Annotated in this window: 18 protein-coding genes; 9 read left to right on the plus strand and 9 right to left on the minus strand. The window is 68.1% G+C overall.

From position 1 onward, the window contains the following. Positions 1-177: 177 nt before the first annotated feature. From minE to minC, 3 genes are all read right to left on the minus strand, one after another. A complete protein-coding gene (minE, locus tag C265_RS25160) occupies positions 178-432 on the minus strand; it encodes a cell division topological specificity factor MinE (RefSeq protein ID WP_010811451.1) in 255 nt (84 codons plus the stop codon). A 21-nt stretch (positions 433-453) separates the two neighbouring features. Beyond that, positions 454-1269, minus strand: coding sequence for a septum site-determining protein MinD (gene minD, locus C265_RS25165; RefSeq protein ID WP_010811452.1), 816 nt, complete (start codon positions 1267-1269; stop codon positions 454-456). A 67-nt stretch (positions 1270-1336) separates the two neighbouring features. After that, positions 1337-2149 (minus strand): septum site-determining protein MinC, encoded by an 813-nt coding sequence (minC, locus tag C265_RS25170; RefSeq protein ID WP_010811453.1) that lies wholly within the window; start codon positions 2147-2149, stop codon positions 1337-1339. Between the two features lie 230 nt (positions 2150-2379). Here minC and C265_RS25175 point away from each other — a divergent pair, with 230 nt between their 5' ends. Both C265_RS25175 and C265_RS25180 read left to right on the plus strand, forming a co-directional pair. Next, positions 2380-3351: a magnesium and cobalt transport protein CorA gene (locus C265_RS25175; protein WP_010811454.1), complete on the plus strand. Its 972-nt coding sequence runs from the start codon at positions 2380-2382 to the stop codon at positions 3349-3351. Between the two features lie 154 nt (positions 3352-3505). After that, positions 3506-4210: a tetratricopeptide repeat protein gene (locus C265_RS25180; protein ID WP_010811455.1), complete on the plus strand. Its 705-nt coding sequence runs from the start codon at positions 3506-3508 to the stop codon at positions 4208-4210. Between the two features lie 104 nt (positions 4211-4314). Here the strand turns inward: C265_RS25180 and C265_RS25185 are convergent, their stop codons facing one another. Next, positions 4315-5145 (minus strand): MerR family transcriptional regulator, encoded by an 831-nt coding sequence (locus C265_RS25185; protein ID WP_010811456.1) that lies wholly within the window; start codon positions 5143-5145, stop codon positions 4315-4317. A gap of 98 nt (positions 5146-5243) precedes the next feature. Here C265_RS25185 and C265_RS25190 point away from each other — a divergent pair, with 98 nt between their 5' ends. From C265_RS25190 to C265_RS25200, 3 genes are all read left to right on the plus strand, one after another. Then, the gene (locus C265_RS25190) at positions 5244-6188 is read left to right on the plus strand and encodes a LysR family transcriptional regulator (RefSeq protein ID WP_010811457.1); all 945 of its coding nucleotides are present in this window, start codon (positions 5244-5246) and stop codon (positions 6186-6188) included. 122 nt (positions 6189-6310) lie between these two features. Further along, positions 6311-7279: a tripartite tricarboxylate transporter substrate binding protein gene (locus tag C265_RS25195; RefSeq protein WP_010811458.1), complete on the plus strand. Its 969-nt coding sequence runs from the start codon at positions 6311-6313 to the stop codon at positions 7277-7279. 118 nt (positions 7280-7397) lie between these two features. After that, on the plus strand, positions 7398-8372 hold the full coding sequence (locus C265_RS25200; protein WP_010811459.1) for a M14 family metallopeptidase: 975 nt from the start codon (positions 7398-7400) through the stop codon (positions 8370-8372). A gap of 88 nt (positions 8373-8460) precedes the next feature. Here the strand turns inward: C265_RS25200 and C265_RS25205 are convergent, their stop codons facing one another. The 5 genes from C265_RS25205 to C265_RS25225 form a co-directional block, all read right to left on the minus strand. After that, the gene (locus tag C265_RS25205) at positions 8461-9000 is read right to left on the minus strand and encodes an Sbal_3080 family lipoprotein (protein WP_010811460.1); all 540 of its coding nucleotides are present in this window, start codon (positions 8998-9000) and stop codon (positions 8461-8463) included. A 139-nt stretch (positions 9001-9139) separates the two neighbouring features. After that, complete coding sequence (locus C265_RS25210; RefSeq protein ID WP_010811461.1) at positions 9140-9343, minus strand: hypothetical protein; 204 nt, start codon at positions 9341-9343, stop codon at positions 9140-9142. Positions 9344-9373: 30 nt separating this feature from the next. Next, a complete protein-coding gene (locus C265_RS25215; RefSeq protein WP_010811462.1) occupies positions 9374-9943 on the minus strand; it encodes an OB-fold putative lipoprotein in 570 nt (189 codons plus the stop codon). Positions 9944-10005: 62 nt separating this feature from the next. Beyond that, the gene (locus C265_RS25220) at positions 10006-11250 is read right to left on the minus strand and encodes a glycosyltransferase (protein ID WP_037025275.1); all 1245 of its coding nucleotides are present in this window, start codon (positions 11248-11250) and stop codon (positions 10006-10008) included. 101 nt (positions 11251-11351) lie between these two features. Further along, the gene (locus C265_RS25225) at positions 11352-12308 is read right to left on the minus strand and encodes a LysR family transcriptional regulator (RefSeq protein WP_010811464.1); all 957 of its coding nucleotides are present in this window, start codon (positions 12306-12308) and stop codon (positions 11352-11354) included. 180 nt (positions 12309-12488) lie between these two features. On the opposite strand from C265_RS25225, the gene C265_RS25230 reads away from it, so the two are divergent. From C265_RS25230 to C265_RS25245, 4 genes are all read left to right on the plus strand, one after another. Next, positions 12489-13463 (plus strand): tripartite tricarboxylate transporter substrate binding protein, encoded by a 975-nt coding sequence (locus C265_RS25230; RefSeq protein WP_010811465.1) that lies wholly within the window; start codon positions 12489-12491, stop codon positions 13461-13463. A 47-nt stretch (positions 13464-13510) separates the two neighbouring features. After that, positions 13511-14713, plus strand: coding sequence for a CaiB/BaiF CoA-transferase family protein (locus C265_RS25235; RefSeq protein ID WP_037025277.1), 1203 nt, complete (start codon positions 13511-13513; stop codon positions 14711-14713). A gap of 65 nt (positions 14714-14778) precedes the next feature. Beyond that, positions 14779-15552 carry an enoyl-CoA hydratase/isomerase family protein gene (locus C265_RS25240; protein WP_010811467.1) on the plus strand — a complete coding sequence of 258 codons (774 nt, stop codon included), beginning with the start codon at positions 14779-14781 and terminating at the stop codon, positions 15550-15552. 55 nt (positions 15553-15607) lie between these two features. Next, on the plus strand, positions 15608-17962 hold the full coding sequence (locus C265_RS25245) for an acyl-CoA dehydrogenase family protein (protein WP_010811468.1): 2355 nt from the start codon (positions 15608-15610) through the stop codon (positions 17960-17962).

Here is a 17962-nt window from a genome sequence, read left to right on the forward strand (position 1 = left end):
GGGGCGTTCTGGCAGCGCTGGCAGCTGGCCTGCACACTGGGCTGGTGGGGAATCGCGGCGGGGAGGACGGGGGCCGGCCGACCCCGGCGCGCAAGCGGCGCCGCGGTCGGCGGAAAGACGGGAAGTGCGGGAAAACCGAAGGAGGAGGAACGAATCCGGCAGCGCCGGGATCCGTCCTCAGTTCTGCGGGATCTCGATCTTGACCTCGAGCACCTCGAGGTTGTCCTGGCGCTCCAGGCTGACGCGCAGGTCCTGGTCGCCGATCTTGACGTACTTGGAAATCACCGCCACCAGCTCGCGCTGCAGCGCGGGCAGGTAGTCGGCGGGCGCGGAATGGCCGGTGCGCTCGTGCGCCAGGATGATCTGCAGCCGCTCCTTGGCGACCGACGCGGACTTCTTCTTCTCTCCCAGCAGGAAGGAAAGGATCGACATGGGGTGAGCCCTCCTTGACCGTTACTTGTTGCCGAAGATGCGGGAGAGCAGACCCGGCTTCTGGTAGTCGGTGAAACGCATCGGCTTGTCCTTGCCGAGGAAGCGGTCCACCACGTCGCCATAGGCGTCGGCCACGTCGCTGCCTTCCAGGTGGATGGCGGGCGTGCCCTGGTTCGAGGCGTGCAGCACGGCTTCAGACTCCGGCACCACGCCGATCAGCTTGATGCGCAGGATTTCCTGGATGTCGGTCAGCGACAGCATTTCGCCGCCATGCACACGCTTGGGGTTGTAGCGGGTGATCAGCAGGTGTTCCTTGATCGGGTCGCCGCCTTCGCTGGCGCGCTTGGTCTTGGAGGCCAGGATGCCCAGGATGCGGTCCGAATCGCGCACCGACGACACTTCCGGGTTGGTCACGATCAGCGCCTCGTCGGCGAAGTACATCGCCATCAGCGCGCCCGACTCGATGCCGGCCGGCGAGTCGCAGATGATGAATTCGAAATCCATCTCGATCAGGCCGTTGATGACCTTCTCGACGCCTTCGCGCGTGAGCGCGTCCTTGTCGCGCGTCTGCGAGGCCGGCAGGATGAACAGGTTCTCGCACTTCTTGTCCTTGATCAGCGCCTGGCGCAGGTTGGCTTCGCCCTGCACCACGTTGATCAGGTCGTACACCACGCGGCGCTCGCAACCCATGATCAGGTCAAGGTTGCGCAGGCCGACGTCGAAGTCGATCACGGCAGTCTTGTGGCCGCGCAGGGCCAGGCCGGCGGCAAAGCTGGCGCTGGTGGTGGTCTTGCCGACGCCTCCCTTGCCGGAGGTCACAACGATGATTTTTGCCATGGCTCTTTGGTCCAGTAATAAGTTGAAGCTTGCGCTCTCTGCAATTCGGTCCCGGGGGCTGCCGCGGTTACTTGAGCCGCAGCGCTTCCAGGATCAGTTTTTCATCGGCCAGGCGCACCTGGGCGGTCTTGCCGAGCACGTCGGCCGGAAGCGTCTGCTCCGCGGTCCGGTAGATGCCGGCGATGGAAATCAGTTCAGGCTCCATGCACGTGCTGAAAATGCGCGCGCCGGTGTTGCCCTTGACGCCCGCCAGCGCACGGCCGCGCAGCGGGGCATAGATATGGATGTTGCCTTCGGCGATCACCTCGGCGCCGTAGCTGACCACGTCCAGGATGACCACGTCGCCCTGCGCGTAGACCTGCTGGCCCGAGCGAAGCGGCTTGTCGATCAGCATGGTCTGGGTCTGGCGGATGGCAGCGGCCACGGCGGCGTCGGTGGTGGCCTGCGCGGCGGCGCGGATGGATTCCTCGCGCGCGGCCTGGTCGGCTGCGGCCTGTTCCGCCGCGGCTGCGGCCCTGGCCTCGGCGGCACGGTCGGTGGCGCGATCGGCGCCACTGCCGCGGCGGGCCTGGCTGTCCAGCAGCGGCAGGCCGAAGCGCTCGGCCCACTCGCGCTGGCCGGGGCGGGCCACCACGCCGATGGCGCGGGCCCTGAGCGTGGCCAGCGTCTCGATCACGGTGCCAAGCGCGACTTCGCTGTCATCTTCCAGCGCGCGCAGGTCCAGCGCAATCACGTCATTGGAAAAGAAGTCGGGGGTGGCTTCAAAGCGGGCGAGGAGGTCATCCCGCAGCGCAGCCATGTCGGCGGTCTGGAGGGCGAGAAGGAGGGCGTCTACGTTGCCACTGCGCAGCTCGAAGCGTGGCGATTTCTTCTGGGACATAGCCGGGTGACCGTGGAAATGCCACATTCTAACGTCGTATCTGTCGCGAACTGTAACAATTGGATCGATATGTACAGCAGGTGGCGCGTGGGTTCCATATGCGCGTGCACGGCACACCGTAGCGCCGGACAAGTGCGGCCAGCGTGGTATGCCGCGCGGGGCAACGCGCATCGAGTCCGGCACAGCGTAAAGGCTTGTTACGATTGCGCCATCTGATCAGCGGAGTTTTCATGGGCGCCATCGTCAATTGCGTGGCCTACCGGCAGGGCAAGCGGCTCGGCACAGTGGGCATGGATGAGATCCGCACCGTGCTGGGGGTGCCCGGCACCTTTGTCTGGCTGGGCCTGCATGAGCCTGACCTCGCGCTGCTGCGCCAGGCCCAGCAGGCGTTCGGCCTGCACGACCTGGCGGTGGAAGATGCGCTCGATGCGCACCAGCGCCCCAAGCTCGAGGCCTACGGCGATTCGGTCTTCGTGGTGCTCAACACGGCGCAACTGGTGGAAGATGAAGTCGTGGTCGGCGAGACCCATCTCTTTGTCGGCCCTAATTATGTGGTTTCGGTGCGCCACGGTGTCAGCAGCACCTATGCGCCCGTGCGCGAGCGCTGCGAGCAGGACCCGCACGGCCTGGCCAATGGCCCGGGCTATGTGCTGTACGCGCTGATGGACTTTATCGTCGACCACTACATGCCCATCGTCACGCGCCTGGAAGACACCTTCGAGGCGCTGGAGGAGGGTATCTTCCGCGACGAGTTCGACCGCAAGGCGATCGAGCGCCTGTACCAGATCAAGCGCCAGGTGCTGCGCCTGCGCAATGCGGTCAGCCCGGTGGAGGACATGTGCGGCCAGCTGATCCGGCTGCACGAAGACCTGGTGCCGAAGGAGCTGCGCGCCTATTTCCGCGACATCGAGGACCACGCCAGCCGGCTGGTGCGCACGCTCGACGTGGTGCGCGAAATGCTGACCACGGCCGTGCAGGTCAACCTGGCGCTGGTCACCGTGGGCCAGAACGAGGTGGTCAAGCGGCTGGCCGGCTGGGGCGCGATCCTGGCGATCCCGACCGTGATCTTCAGCCTGTATGGCATGAACTTCGATTTCATGCCTGAGCTGAAATTCCACTTCGCCTACCCGGCAGTGATCGGCGTGACCGCGGTCGCCTGCGGGGGACTGTGGCGGCGGCTGCATCGGGCCGGGTGGATCTGAAGACCTGGTTTTATCTGTGCGAGGAATGATCGTGGCAGATATTATGGCCGATTGATTATTCGTATGGATATTCCGGCGAGTCCGCGCCTGCCTACCGGCGCCGTGTCCTGACTCCTACACTGGAATCAGGAAGGCGCTGTGCCCGGAGTCCGCCATGTCGATTGCCCGCCCCCCGATTGCCGCCTTGCTCGCCGGCGCCACCGCCGCATGGCTGTTGTGCATGCAGGCGGCAGCCTCCGCACCGCAGCCGCCTGCCCCCGCGCAGGTCCAGACCCGCGACGCGGTCACCGCGTATGAAGCGGGCAACTTCGACCAGGCCCTGCGTGGCTTTGCCGATGCGGCCCGGCTGGGCAACCGTCTGGCCCAGTTCAACTACGCAATGATGCTGCTGCGCGGCGAGGGCACCGCCGCCCGCCCGCAGGAGGCGCTGGTCTGGCTGAAAAAAGCGGCCGACAACCAGATGACGCATGCCCAGTACACCTGGGGCGACCTTTACGAGCGCGGCGAACTGGTGCCGAAGTCACTGGAGGAAGCCAACCGCTGGTATGCACTGGCGGCACAGGGCGGGCATGTGCAGGCGCAGATGGCGCTGGCGACGAATTACTTCACTGGCCGGGGCGTGCCGCGCGACTACGGACAGGCGTTCATGTGGTACAGCCGCGCGGCCAGTGCCGGCGACGGCGGCGCGCAATACATCGTCGGCAGCTTCTACGAACACGGCGAGCCCGGCGTGGTCGACCGGGATCTCGAGCAGGCCAAGATCTGGTATGCGCGCTCAGCCGCGCACGGGGATCCGGGCGCGCTGGCGAAGTTGCGGTCGTTGCTGGAGGAGTCGGTGCGGGGAAGGGCGGCGAGGTAGCGCGGTGGGATGCGTGTGCCGGGAAGCGTCAACCATGTCCTCGCACACCTGTCACCTGTGTGCCCGCTCTGTACAGCGGGGGAGGGGGCCGGACCGGCGCGGAATCATGGCTTCCCGCCGCTGCCATCTTCCTCGTCATGCAGATGCTCGATGATCGCCGCCACCCGGTCCCCCAGGTATTTGTTGGCCGAGATCTCCAGCGCCCGCATCATCTCCGTCTCCGCCATCACCAGTGCCAGCGGGCGGATGCGCCACAGGATCTCCACCAGCCGCGGCACGTCCTGCGGCGGCGGCAGCTTGCCAATGCCAAAGCGGTCCAGCTCGCGCACCACGGTAGCGACGATATGGTCAGATACCGCCTGGAAATGCCCGCGCGACTGCGCGATGATCTCCAGCACGTCCTCCAGCGCAAAGCCCGCCTGGGCGATCTCCGCGCCCGCGGCCAGCGCGCGCGGGCTGCGCGCGAGATAGCCCAGGCCGTCCGGTTCCAGCAGCCCCAGCGAGATCGCCTTGGCCAGGGCCGGGCGCGAGATCGCGCGGCCGAACAGCCGCGCCAGCGCCAGGTAGGAGTAGTGCCGCGGCGTCTCGTTGGTCCACGGGCTGCTGATGGCAGTCTCCAACCCAAGGATCGAGCGCAGGTCGTGCCCTTCGACGATGGCCTTGAGCAGCTCGGTGATATTGGCCAGCGTATAGCCGCGCGCCAGCAGGTGGTGGATCAGCTTGAGCCGTCCCAGGTGCGCCTGCGTGTAGATGCCGACGCGCCCGCGCCGCTGCGGCGGATCGATCAAGCCGCGGTCCTGGTAGGAGCGCACGTTGCGCACCGTGGTGCCGGCCACGCGCGCCAGCTCGTCGATGGTGTATTCCGGGGCGGGCGGCGTGGTGTCGGACGCCTGGCTGGTCGGGGACGAGGGGTGGCGGCGCCGGATCAGTGTCATGCGAAAAATTCTAACCGAGGAATGCGGCAGGCAAAGGTGGCGGCCGGTATTGCCGATAATGAGGGCATTGCCGCCCCACCTTCAACGGTCCGCCTTCCATGCATATCCGCTGGCTTGAAGACTTCGTCTGCCTGGCCCAGGCCGGCAGCCTGGCGCGCGCCGCCGAGCTGCGCAACGTGACCCCGCCCGCGTTTGGCCGGCGCATGCAGGCGCTTGAGGTCTGGGCCGGCGCCCCGCTGATCGACCGCAGCGCGTTCCCGGTGCGGCTGACCGCCGAAGGGCGCCAGTTCCTGGAAGCCGCGCAGAGCGCCTTGCGCACGCTGGACGAGACCCGCGTGGCGCTGCGCGCCGCGCACCGCGCCGACGCCAGCACGGTCACCATCGCCACCGGCAAGACCCTGGCGCGCTCGATGGTGCCGGCGTGGCTGGCGGGCCTGCGCGAGGCGCTGCGGCACGACCCCGCGGCGGCCGGTTTCCGCACGCAGCTGTCGACCTTCCCGATGCATGACGCGCTAGCCATGTTTGCCGAGGGCGATGCCGATTTCCTGCTCTGCTACAGCCCGCCGGACCTGCCGGTGATGCTGGATGACGCGCGCTACCAGTTCCACCTGGCCGGCGTGGAGCGGCTGGTTTGCGTCAGCGCCGCCGATGCGCGCGGCGCGCCGCTGCACCGGCTTGCGACCGGCAAGGCTGCGGCGAAGCCGGTGCCCATGATCGCCTACGCCGAGACCCTGACACTCGGCCGCATGGTCAACCAGGAGATCGCGCGCCGCAAGCTGGCGCCGCGGCTGGACGTGATCGCGGTCAGCGACTTTGCCGAGTCGGTGCACGAGATGGTGCGCCAGCGCATGGGCCTGGCCTGGCTGCCGGCACGCCTGATTGCCGACGACCTGCACGCCGGGCGCCTGGTGCGTGCCATCAGCGGCGCGCGCAGCGATGATGGCGGCGACCTGGCGCTCGATATCCGCCTGTACCGCCCGCGCGCGCCGATGCGCCCGCTGGCCGAGGCTTTCTGGCAGGCGGCGGTGCAGGCACCGCGCTGATGCGCCTTCGGCCACCATTGCCGAATCGGCAACCGCCCTTGCCAAAGCTGCACGCCGGGCCGGTTCCGCGCTCACTACCATCGCTCCACAACAACCATTCCGGGACCCCCAGAGCCAAGACCATGAAGACCATCCTGCGCGCGGCCGCTGCCGCACTCTGCCTTGCCGCTTCCGCCGGCGCCGTTGCCTCCGCCTGGCCCGCCAAGCCGATCACGCTGGTGGTGGGCTACACCGCCGGCGGCAGCGTCGACCTGGTGGCCCGGACCATTGCCCCGGAGCTGGGCAAGCGCCTGGGCCAGAGCGTGGTGATCGAGAACCTGGGCGGCGCCGGCGGCACCATCGGCGCGGCCAAGGTGGTCAAGGCCGAGGCCGACGGCTACACCCTGCTGATGGGCTCGGGCAGTGAAGTGTCGATCGCCCGCCTGACCAACCCCGCCGTGCGCTACGACGGCGAAAAGGACCTGGTGCCGGTGACCTTCGTCGGCACCCAGCCGATGGTGCTGGTCGGCAAGCCCGGCCTGGCGGCCAGGAACGCGGCCGAGCTGATTGCGCTGGCCAAGGCCCAGCCGGGCAAGCTGTCGTATGCCTCGTCGGGCGTGGGCACGCCGCTGAACCTGGCCGGCGAGCTGATCAAGCAGCAGGGCAAGGTCAATATCACGCACGTGCCGTACAAGGGCGCGTCGGCCATGGCCACCGACCTGCTCGGCGGCCAGATCGACCTGGCGGTAATGGTGCTGTCGTCGGCGCTGCCGCATATCCAGGCCGGCCGCGTGCAGGCCTACGGCGTGACCAACGCCAAGCGCTCGCCGGTGGCGCCGAACGTGCCCGCGCTGGCCGAGACGCCCGCGCTCAAGGGCGTCGACATGGGCGTGTGGTTCGGCCTGATGGGCCCGGCCAGGCTGCCGCAAACGGTGGTGGAGCGCCTGAACACCGAGATGCAGGCCGTGCTGGCCATGCCGGATGTGAAGAAGAAGCTGGCAGAAGCCGGTGTGGAAGTGGCGCCTGCCAATCCGGCGCAGTTCGGCAGCTTTATCAAGCGCGAGACGGGGCGCTATCGCACCATCGTGCAGACCGCTGGCATTCATGAATAAGTGAGGTTGCGGGGCGGCGTCGCTTCTTGCAAGTGCCCGCCGCCCTTCCTCAACTCGATTCACAACAACGACCCCGCAGGCATACGACCTGCCAGGCGCCCTGAACGCACCGATTCCCATGACCCAGCCCACCGCACCGATCGACGCCTACCCAGTCGATGTCGCGTTCCCCGACATCCGCGCCTACGCCGCCGGCAATACCGGCATCCCCTACCTGTACACCTTCGACAGCGGCCAGCCCGGCCCGCACGTGATGGTCAACGCGCTGACCCACGGCAACGAGGTCTGCGGCGCCATCGCCGTCAAGGCGCTGCTGGACCACGGACTGCGCTCGCGCCGCGGCCGGCTGACGCTGGCGTTTGCCAACGTCGACGCGTACCACAGCTTCGATGCCGCCAGGCCCGACGCATCGCGCTTTGTCGACCAGGATTTCAACCGCGTGTGGACCGCCAGGGTGCTGGATGACGCCAGCCTGGATTCATCGGAGCTGCGTCGCGCGCGCGCCATGCGGCCGGTGATCGACACCGTCGACCTGCTGCTGGACCTGCATTCGATGCATGAGAAAAGCCGGCCGCTGATCGTCTCCGGCCCGCTCGACAAGGGCATCGCCCTGGCGCGCGCGCTGGGCGCGCCGGCCGATGTGATCGTCGACGAAGGCCACCCCGAAGGCCGCCGCATGCGCGACTACGATGGCTTTGGCGATGCCGCCAGCCCGCGCAATGCACTGCTGATCGAGTGCGGCCAGCACTGGGAGCCCGCCGCCGTGACCGTGGCGCAGGACAGCACCGCGCGCTTCCTGCTGCATGCCGGCGTGATCGATGCGAGCGACTTGCCCGCAGGCTGGCTGCAACCGCTGCCCGCCACGCAGCGCGTGGTGCGCGTGACCGAGCCGGTGGTGGCCACCAGCATGGACTTCCGCTTTGCCGGCCCCTATACCGGGCTGGAGACCTTTACCGAGGCCGGGACCGTAATCGGCTGGCGCGACGGCGAGCCAGTGGTGACGCCGTATCCGGATTGCGTGCTGGTGATGCCGTCGCTGCGGCAGCTGCGCCCGGGCGTGACCGTGGTGCGCCTGGGGCGGCTGGAGCGCTGATCCGGGTACGCTGGGCCGGGCGCGGCTGCGCCCGGCAAGATGCTGCGCAGAGAGGCATGGTCCGGCCCTCCGGTTGACTGCTGACAGGCTAGGCCGCCGGGGCGGCCGTGCCCGCCGGCGGCGGGGGCGGCGGCAGCATGCCGGGGAACAGCTGTTCGACCAGTTCATCCAGCTTGGACGACGGCTGCACGAAGTTGCTCAGGTTGAGCCCGCCCGCGCTGCGGTTGGCGTTATAGATGGCCTTGCCGACACGGTCGCCGTTGCGGAACACGGTGATGTCCGCGCTGTTCAGGTACGCAGTCCAGTACCAGGCGCTGCGCGCCGTGTACAGCGCCACCACCGGGCATGCCGCGATCGAGGTCTGCGCCTGCAGCACCTTCACCTCAAAATTGCGCCGCCGCAGCGATGAGAGAAAGTTCTCGACAAAGTCATTGCCTGTGACCGGGTTCACCACCACGCACAGCAGCGTGCCGTTGGCGCCGTAGTTGCCCAGCGGGCCGCCGCCAGCGGGCACCTGGAACGCGACCAGGGGATCGGTGTGGTCGGGCCGGTCGACCGGGGTCACTGCCTGGTAGGTCGAGCAACCGGTGATCAGCAGGCCAAGGCCTGCCAGCATAGCTTTGTACATGGATGTCCTGTGTGGCTGGGGCGGGCTGCCATGCAAGACACAGTGGCCACCGCATACCTTCACACTGTAGGCGCCGGCACGCCGATCCAATCGTCCAAACAGAAGCGCAAAACGGCCGCTTCTGCGCCGCGGTGGCGCCTCAGCCGCCCGCGCCGCCGCCTTGAGCCAGCCGGCCCACCAGGACCAGGCACAGCCCGGCAAGGCAGACCCCGATCACTGCGACCTGCAGCCGCGTGACGGGTCTGCCGCCAAACAGCGTCTGGCTGAGCCAGGCGGGCGAAACCACGCCGACGATGGTGGCCACCATGATCAGGATGGCAAGGACGGACAGAACGGATTGCATGGCGGGACTCCGGAATCTAGGATGGCGCGATCAGTTGGCGCCGCCGCGCAGCAGGCAGTCGCGCAGCAGCGGTGCGCCATCCGCCAGCCCTGCGCCGTTGCATTCCAGCGCGACCTTCTGGCCGCGCCGCACCATGGTGGCTCGTGCTTCCACCTCGCACACCCGCCCTGCCGGGCCGCAGATCTGGCGTTGCAGCAGCAGTGCGCGCACATTCACGCCGGGATCGTTGGTGCGGATATCGACAAAGACCTGGTCGCGCTCGCGGCGAATGCCGCTGGCGACGCCTTCGACGATCAGGTACTGGCCCAGGTAGCGGGTGTCGGCTTCCTTGGGGTTGTCGCGGTAGTCATTCAGCAGCGTGTCGGCCTGGAGCTGCGGCAGCCGGTCCGCGGGGCGCTCCGGGTCAATGCTGATCGGGTCGAGCGTGCCATCGCGCGGGATTCCGCGCACGACGCTGGCCGGCACCGCGCTGGCTTCGGCCTGCGCCTCGGGCGCGGCATCGCCGACATCGTCGCGGCGGTCATTGCCGGCAAACCACAACATGCCAAGGACAGCCACGGCGACGATGGCAACAAGGATTTGCTGGGTACGGTTCAACATCGGAAGGTCCTGCGTCAGTGAATGCGGAATGCGGAATGCGGAATGCGGAATGCGGAACGGGATTATGCGCCCTGCCTGCCGCAAAAGCGCTCAATCGCCGCCACGCCGTGGTCGACGCCACGCTCGGCGGCCATCGCGCGGCCCAGCCTGGCGGCCCGTTCGCGCGTGGCCGGCTGCTCGGCAAAGGCGATCATCGACGCCAGCCGCGGCGCGTCGATCTTGTGCCCGGCGACATGGCGCGGCGCCACGCCCAGTGCCGCCAGCCGGCCCGCCCAGAAGAACTGGTCGCCCGCAAACGGCAGCACGATCGCCGGCACGCCCGCCGCCGCGGCCGCATGCGTGGTGCCCGCACCGCCGTGATGGATTGTCACCGACACGCGCGGCAGCAGCCAGTCATGCGGGGTGGCGCCCACCACGTGGAAGCTGGATGGCAACGCCGCCACGTCGATGCCGCTCCAGCCCGGATAGAACAGCGCGCGCCGGCCATCGGCCGCCTGCACCAGCGCCGTCACCACCTTGTGCCGGTCAAAGCCCGCCATGCTGCCAAAGCCGATATACAGCGGCGCCTCGCCGGCCGCCAGGAAGTCGCGCAGCGGCGCGTCCGGTTGCCAGTCCGGCTGCGGCGGCATGGTCCACGCGCCGCTCACCAGCCAGTCGTCATGCCAGTCATGCGGGCGCGGGACCAGCTGCGGCGAGATCGCGTACAGCGTAGGAAAGTCCGCCCACATCGCCTTGCGCGCCGACGCGCCGAACAGCCTGGAGCGCGCAGCATTGGTCGCGCTACGGAACATGCGCCACAGCACGAAGTTGATCACGTGGTGGCTGGCGCGATTGGCCCACCCCGGCATCCTGAACGGCGGCAGCAGCGCGGACGGAAAGGCCCGCGTCGGCGAGATCGGGAACATGCCCGCGCCGATCACCGGCTTGCCCAACTGCTCGCCCACCGACAGCGCCACATACGCCGTCAGCCCCGAGAACACGATGCCGTCCGCATCGCGCGCAGCCTCCGCCAGCTGCGCCATCCACGCCTCGGTGTTGTCCTCGGCAATGCGCGCGAATGCACGCGTGGCCTCGGCGACGTTGCCGCCTTCGGTCATCAGCTTGTGCAGCGCGCCGCCGGGCGCCAGCGTCTGCTGGATATCGCCTGCCATCGGCGCGAAGGCGAGGCCGTGCTCTGCCGCGAGCGTGGCCGCCGAGCGTTCGCCCAGCATCAGCACGTCATGGCCGGCGGCGCGCAGGCCGAGGCCCAGCGCGACGATGGGGCGGCAGTCGCCCTGGGTACCGAAGGTGATCAGGATGAGGCGCATGGCGGGGGAAAGGTGCGATGCAAAAATCCGCATCGCAGCTTCGATTGTGGTGTTCCCGACAGTTTACCCGGGCGTAGCTTGCACAGTAGGCCAGCCTGGCCTCAGGAAGCGTGTGCCGGCCAGCGGCCGTCGGCGACCAGGGCCTGCACCGTGTCGGAAATCAGCGCTTGCACGGTCGATGCGGCCATCGACAGTGGGGTGGTGGCAGAGCGGCACAGGTAGACCGGCCGCGAAATGCCGGGCTCGACGATGCGGGCCGCGGACAGCAAGCCGCTGCGCAATTCGCGGCGGACCGACGCATAGGACAGGATGGTGAAGCCGACTCCCGCCGCGGCCAGCTCGATCAACTGCGGAATGGCGTTGACCTCCGCCAGCACGCGCAAGCTGACGTGATGGGATTTCGCATGGCGGTCGATCAGCGCGCGCAGGCCATGCAGCCCGGCCGGCAGGAGCATGGCGTAGTCAGCCAGTTCGGCGAAGGCGACCTGGCCGACCGTGCCCGGACTGCCGCTGGCATTCGGCGCCCCATGGAGCGCGCCAGGGGGTCCCACCAGGACCAGGTCCTCGTCCAGCAGATGCTCGAACAGCAGCCCGGCGCCAGGATCCACCTGGAAGGTCAGGCCGATGTCGATGTGCCCGCTGAGCAGGCGCTCCGGGATATAGCCCGTGCTCAGTTCGATGATCTGGAGCTGGATCTTCTGCCAGCGCGCCAGCGTCTCGCGCACCAGCGCCAGGGTCAGGATCTGCGCCATGGACTGGGGCAGGCCGATCGCGACACGGCCCGCCGGCTCGGCCACGAAGTCGCGGACATCCTCGCAGGCCAGGTCGACGCGGGTCAGGATGTCCTTGGCGTGGCTCACGAAGCGCAGGCCGGCCGCCGTGGGTAGCACGCCCCTCTGGGTACGGTCGAACAGCCTGACGCGTAGTTCTTGCTCGAGTTGCTTGATCTGGAGGCTCAGCGCCGGCTGGGCCAGGTGCAAGTGCTCGGCCGCCCGCGAGATCGAGCCTGCGGACACGACGGCCAGGAAGCACCGCAGATCCCGTATATCAATGGCCATGATGGGATTTCCAGCAAACGCGCGACAAGGCGGGGAGCTCAGTATATAGAAATTATATGTATGGCATCGTGAAACGGTCTTTTACTTATAGCAAGGCCGGCGCCATAGTGGCAACCAGATTCCCATCCTGCCAGGCAAGCGTGTCCGGCCAGGGACAAGGGAACCACACCGGAGACTGCCATGACATTCAGCCGCCGCACCCTGCTGCTCGGCACTGTCGCCGCCTTGCTGGCCCGGCACGGGTTTGCACAGGGCTGGCCTTCCAGGCCGGTCAGGATCGTGGTGCCGTTCGCGGCGGGAGGTCCGGGCGATTTCGTCGCGCGCCTGGCCGCGAAGCATCTCGCGCAGGTGCTGGCGCAGCCGGTCGTGGTCGAGAACAAGCCAGGCGCCAGCGGCAACCTGGGAGCGCAGTTCGTGCTGGACACGGAGGCCGATGGCCATACCCTGCTGCTGAACACGGTCGGCATGCAGGCGGTCAATCCCCTGATGTACCCAGCCGCGCGCTTCCTGCCGCAGCGCGATTTTGTGGCCATCGGCATTGCCGCCACCGTGCCGAACGTGCTGGTGGTCCATCCGGGCAAGCTCGGTGTCTCGACCATGGGCGACCTGGTCAGGCTTGGCAAGCAGCGGCCCGGCAACCTCACCTTTGCCACCTACGGGCCGGGGAGTTCTCCGCATATCTACGGTGCGCTGCTCCAGCGGCTGGCCGGCTTCTCGGCCATTGAAGTGCCGTACAAGGGCAGCGCGCCGGCCAGCAGCGATGTGATGGCGGGCCAGGTGGACTTCCTGTTCGACAGCATGACCACCTGCGTGGGCCAGATTCAGGGCGGCAAGCTGAAGGGGCTGGCGATCACCTCGGCAGAGCGGTCGCCGCTGTTGCCGGCCGTCCCCACCATGAAGGAGGCGGGCTACGGCGGCCTGGCCCTGAAGTACTGGCTGTCGCTCCAGGCTTCGGCCAGGACCCCGCCTGAGATCGTGTCCGCGCTGCGCCAGGCCCTGGCCAGGGCGCTGGCCGATCCCGCCTATCAGCGCGCCCTGGCCGCGCGTGGCGCAGAGCCGCTCCTGATCGCCCCGGCGCAAGTGCAGGCCTTTGTCGACCGCGATGCTGAACGCTGGACTGCCGCAGCCCGCAGCATTGGCATTCGGGCGGAATAGCCGCCACCCGGCCCTCTCATCCGACTTTACATCCATTGAAACTGCCCATGCTTGCGCTACAAGGAATTCGCGTGCTGGACCTGAGCAAGGTGCTGGCCGGCCCGCTGTGCGGCCAGTATCTGGGGGAACTCGGCGCCGACGTCGTCAAGGTCGAGCCGATCGGCGTGGGGGACGATACCCGCGCCTGGCTGCCGCAGGAGCAGGGCCAGTCGGCAACCTTCCTTTCGGTCAACCACAACAAGCGCAGCATCGCGGTCGACCTCAAGACCGCCGAGGGACAGCAGCTCGTGCAGACCCTGGCCGCCGGCGCGGACATCGTGCTGCAGGGCTTCGGCGGAGGCACCGCGGCCCGGCTGGGCGTGGACCATGACAGCCTGAGCGCGCGCAATCCCCGCCTGATCTACTGCGAGATCTCCGGCTATGGCCGCACCGGCCCGCTCGGCAACGAGCCCGGCTATGACGTCATGCTGCAGGCGTTCAGCGGCATGATTAGCACCATGGGCGATCCGGCAGGCAAGCTGGCGCGCGCCAGTTTCTCTCCGGTCGACCTGGGCACGGGCATGCATGCCTTCAGCGGCATCCTGGCCGCGTTGATCGAACGCGAAAAGACCGGGCACGGCGTCTACCTGGAGGTCTCGCTGCTCGATACCGCGCTCGGCTTCATGGGCTACATGGCGCAGAACTACTGGCGCACCGGCCGGGCGCCGGCGCGCATGGGGACCGCGCACCCCGCCATGGCCCCGTACCAGGCCTTCGATGCAGCGGATGGCCCGCTCATGATCGGCGTCGGCAACGATGCCCAGTGGCGCCGCTTCTGCACGGTCGCCGGGCTGCACGACCACGTCGATGACCCCGCGTTCGCCACCAATGCGGCGCGCGTGGCCAACTTCGCGCGCACCGTGGACCTCGTGCAGCGCCGCATCGCCACGCAGCCGGTCGCATTCTGGCTGCAGGCATTGCGCGTGGCAGGCGTGGCCTGCTCGCCCATCCACACACTCGACCAGGCCCTTGCCCACCCGCAGCTGGAGGCGCGGCAGCTGGTGGTCGAATCGGAACACCCGGTGCTGGGCACGGTCCGGAACATGGGTTTGCCGGTGCGGTTTCGCGACGGCAAGCGGCAGGCGCACCGCGCGCCGCCCTTGCTGGGGCAGCACACCGAGGAAATTCTGCGCGAGGCAGGCTTTGGCCCCGACATGATCCGGCGCTACCAGGCCGACGGCATCGTGGCGGTCGCCGGATCCGTCACGTAGTGAGCGCGAGGCAAGCCCGCCCCCAAGTCAACTGAAGCCCGTCCCATATCCACTCAATGGAATCCATGTCCTCCATCCGCTATGCCGTGCGCGACCAGGTCGCCGAAATCCAGCTGGACAGCCTGCCAGTCAATGCGCTGAACGAGGCCATGATCGACGATCTGATCGGCGCCTTGCGGCGCGCCGCCGAAGACGACTCGGTGCGCGCCGTCATCCTCGGCAGCGCCATCCCGCGCCGCTTCTGTGCCGGCCTGCGGCTCGATGCCGTGCAGCAGTCTTCACCGAGCCAGCTCTATGCGCTGGTGGAGAAACTCTATGTGGGGTTGTGCGAGGCGCAGTTCCAGCTGAAGAAGCCGTCGATCGCGGCGGTCGAGGGTGCGGCGCGCGGCGGTGGCATGACCCTGGCCATCTCGTGCGACATGATCGTCGCGGCCGAGGACGCAACATTTGGCTATCCCGAGATCGACGTCGGCATGATCCCTGCCATCCACTACACGCATCTGCCGCGCATCGTCGGGCGCCACCGCGCCTTTGACCTGCTGTTCACCGGGCGCGCATTCGATGCCGACGAAGCCTGGCGGCTTGGCCTGGTCAGCCGCGTCGTGCCGCAGCCGGACGTCATGCGCGAAGCCCGGGCGCTGGCGCAATCCTTCTGCGAGAAATCGCCCACCATCGTGCGGATGGGCCGCGCCGCCTTCCTGCGCGCCAACGACTCCGACTACCGCCGCGGCGTAGCCGGTGCGGTGGAGAGCTTCGGGAATATCGCGGTAACCGATGACGCAAAGGAAGGCGTGGCGGCGTTCGTGGAGAAGCGCAAGCCGGCATGGTCGCCAGGGTGACTGTGATCCCGTCAGGAGAACGCAACCCAGCAGTGCTTTCATCAAAGGGCCAACCATGCCAGATCATTCCCGAGCCGATCGCCTCGAAGCATTCCGCCAGGAGGTTCGCAGCTTCCTGCGCGAGGTGGTCCCGCCCGATATCCGGGCCGCTTCGCGCGCCCATTGCCTGGTGACGCGCGAGCAGGCCGTGCGCTGGCAGCGGATCCTGCATGCGCGCGGGTGGGCGGCACCTGGCTGGCCGCGGGAGTACGGCGGCCCGGGATGGTCGCTGGTGGAGCAGGCAATCTTCCGGGAAGAGCTGGCGGCCAGCGACGCGCCGCGCTATGACAATCTCGGCATCGATACCATCGGACCCACGCTGATCCGCTATGGCACGCCCGAGCAGTGCCGGCGCTTCCTGCCCGGCATGCTGTCCTTCGATGACTTCTGGGCGCAAGGCTATTCCGAGCCCGACGCCGGGTCCGACCTAGCGTCTTTGCGCACCGTTGCGCGCCGCGATGGCGACGAATGGGTCGTCAACGGCAGCAAGATCTGGCAGACCCTGGGCCAGTGGGCCAACTGGGCACTGGTGCTGGTCCGCACCGATCCGTCTGCCCGACGCAAGCAAGAGGGCATCTCGGTGCTGCTGATGGACCTGCGCACACCGGGCGTGACGGTGCGGCCGATCCGCTTTATCAACGGCGCGCACTTCCACGTGCAGATGTTCTTCGACGACGTGCGGGTGCCCGCGGCCAACCTGGTGGGCGTGGAACACGCCGGCTGGTCCATCGCCAAGGGACTGCTGGTGATCGAGCGCCTGTTCGTCGCCCGGGTGGGAGACTGCAAGGCGGAGCTGGCCAGCGTCGCGAAACTGGCCGGCAAATGGCGCCCGGGCCCCGGCGCGCAGATCGACGATGCCTTGCTGGCGCGCCGGCATGCCGAGCTGGACATTCGCATGCGCGCGCTCGAAGCCGCGTGGTGGCCGGCAGTGCGGTTTGCTGAGCAGGGCGGCAGCCCTGAGCTGGAAGCCTCGCTGCTCAAGCTCGATGGCAACCTGCTGCTGCAGGACCTGCACACGTTCAAGCTGGATGCGTTGGGCGCCCGAACATTGCCCTTCGATCCCCGCGCGATCGATGGCGAGCCCAGTCCGGAGCCGCTATCTCCTGGCCATGCCGAGAATTTTCCGCTGCACTACTGGCGCTACCGTGGCATCACGCTGGCCGGGGGCTCGTCGGAGATACAACGCCAGATCGTTGCCAAGGCTGTGTTCGGCGGACTGACCGAGATCGACCGCCCCCGCCAGGACCAGATGGACGAGCAGCAGGCGATCATGGACGGCACCCTGCGCCGCTGGCTGGACAAGCACTACGGCTTCGAGCGCAGGCGCGAGACCGTGGCTGCCAGGGACGGCTTCGACCCTGCCGCATGGGCTGCCCTTGCCGAGCTGGGCCTGACCGGCCTGCTGATCCCGGAGTGCGACGGCGGCCTGGGCGGCACCCTGTCCGACCTCATGCCATTGCTGGAAGCGCTCGGCGAGGCCCTGGTGGTGGAGCCCATGCTCTGGAGCGCGGTCCTCGGCACGCAGGTGCTGCTTGGCGCGGAGAACGCAGAAGGACGCGAACCGCTGCTCGCAGCGCTGGCCAGCGGCCAGGCCCGCTGCGCGCTGGCTTATCGCGAGGGCCAGTCCCGCCGCGACGTCCACCATCCTGAAACCGTTGCGCGCTGGGATGGCGCGCACTGGCGCCTGCACGGCGTCAACCGGCTGGTGATGGGCGCCGCCCAGGCGCAGCATCTGTTTGTTACGGCTTGCCTGCCTGAAGGCGGGCTGGCGCTGTTCGATGTGCCGAGCCAGGCGGCCGGTGTCGGCCTGCGTGCCTATCAGCTCCACGACGGGCGCAGCGCGGCGGACATTCGCTTCGACAACGTCGAACTGCCTGCGTCCGCGCTGCTCTGCGGCGCGGACCACGCCACGGCGTTGCTGGACGACGCGCTGGAACTTGCCACCCTCGCCCTCTGCGCGGAAAGCATCGGGGCCATGCGGCGATCGCTTGCCCTCACGGTTGAGTACATGCGCATGCGCAAGCAGTTCGGCCGCACCCTTTCAGAGCAGCAAGTGCTTCAGCATCGGGTGGCCGACCACTATCGCGGCTGGCATGCCGCACGCCAGCTGGTGCGCGAAGCCGTTGCAGGCTGGTCCCTGGTGCCGCCGGCCGAGCGCTCGCGCCGCGTCAGCGCCGCCAAGTACATGGTTGGCCATGCCAGCCGTGTGCTTGCGCTTGACGCCCTGCAACTGCATGGGGCGATCGGCATGCAGGACGAAACCCCGATCAGTCACTACAGCAAGCGCCTGATGGCCAACGATGCACTGCTCGGCAATGCCTCGGCGCATCTCGGGCGCTTTGTCGATGCCGACCATCGCTCGCAGGCGTGA

Origin of the sequence: Cupriavidus sp. GA3-3, from assembly GCF_000389805.1 — a bacterium.
GTDB classification, from domain to species: domain Bacteria; phylum Pseudomonadota; class Gammaproteobacteria; order Burkholderiales; family Burkholderiaceae; genus Cupriavidus; species Cupriavidus necator_D.

Coding starts and splice junctions, on each gene's coding strand:
- minE (WP_010811451.1), bottom strand. CDS start 432: ATGTCGATCCTTTCCTTCCTGCTGGGAGAGAAGAAGAAGTCCGCGTCG.
- minD (WP_010811452.1), bottom strand. CDS start 1,269: ATGGCAAAAATCATCGTTGTGACCTCCGGCAAGGGAGGCGTCGGCAAG.
- minC (WP_010811453.1), bottom strand. CDS start 2,149: ATGTCCCAGAAGAAATCGCCACGCTTCGAGCTGCGCAGTGGCAACGTA.
- C265_RS25175 (WP_010811454.1), top strand. CDS start 2,380: ATGGGCGCCATCGTCAATTGCGTGGCCTACCGGCAGGGCAAGCGGCTC.
- C265_RS25180 (WP_010811455.1), top strand. CDS start 3,506: ATGTCGATTGCCCGCCCCCCGATTGCCGCCTTGCTCGCCGGCGCCACC.
- C265_RS25185 (WP_010811456.1), bottom strand. CDS start 5,145: ATGACACTGATCCGGCGCCGCCACCCCTCGTCCCCGACCAGCCAGGCG.
- C265_RS25190 (WP_010811457.1), top strand. CDS start 5,244: ATGCATATCCGCTGGCTTGAAGACTTCGTCTGCCTGGCCCAGGCCGGC.
- C265_RS25195 (WP_010811458.1), top strand. CDS start 6,311: ATGAAGACCATCCTGCGCGCGGCCGCTGCCGCACTCTGCCTTGCCGCT.
- C265_RS25200 (WP_010811459.1), top strand. CDS start 7,398: ATGACCCAGCCCACCGCACCGATCGACGCCTACCCAGTCGATGTCGCG.
- C265_RS25205 (WP_010811460.1), bottom strand. CDS start 9,000: ATGTACAAAGCTATGCTGGCAGGCCTTGGCCTGCTGATCACCGGTTGC.
- C265_RS25210 (WP_010811461.1), bottom strand. CDS start 9,343: ATGCAATCCGTTCTGTCCGTCCTTGCCATCCTGATCATGGTGGCCACC.
- C265_RS25215 (WP_010811462.1), bottom strand. CDS start 9,943: ATGTTGAACCGTACCCAGCAAATCCTTGTTGCCATCGTCGCCGTGGCT.
- C265_RS25220 (WP_037025275.1), bottom strand. CDS start 11,250: ATGCGCCTCATCCTGATCACCTTCGGTACCCAGGGCGACTGCCGCCCC.
- C265_RS25225 (WP_010811464.1), bottom strand. CDS start 12,308: ATGGCCATTGATATACGGGATCTGCGGTGCTTCCTGGCCGTCGTGTCC.
- C265_RS25230 (WP_010811465.1), top strand. CDS start 12,489: ATGACATTCAGCCGCCGCACCCTGCTGCTCGGCACTGTCGCCGCCTTG.
- C265_RS25235 (WP_037025277.1), top strand. CDS start 13,511: ATGCTTGCGCTACAAGGAATTCGCGTGCTGGACCTGAGCAAGGTGCTG.
- C265_RS25240 (WP_010811467.1), top strand. CDS start 14,779: ATGTCCTCCATCCGCTATGCCGTGCGCGACCAGGTCGCCGAAATCCAG.
- C265_RS25245 (WP_010811468.1), top strand. CDS start 15,608: ATGCCAGATCATTCCCGAGCCGATCGCCTCGAAGCATTCCGCCAGGAG.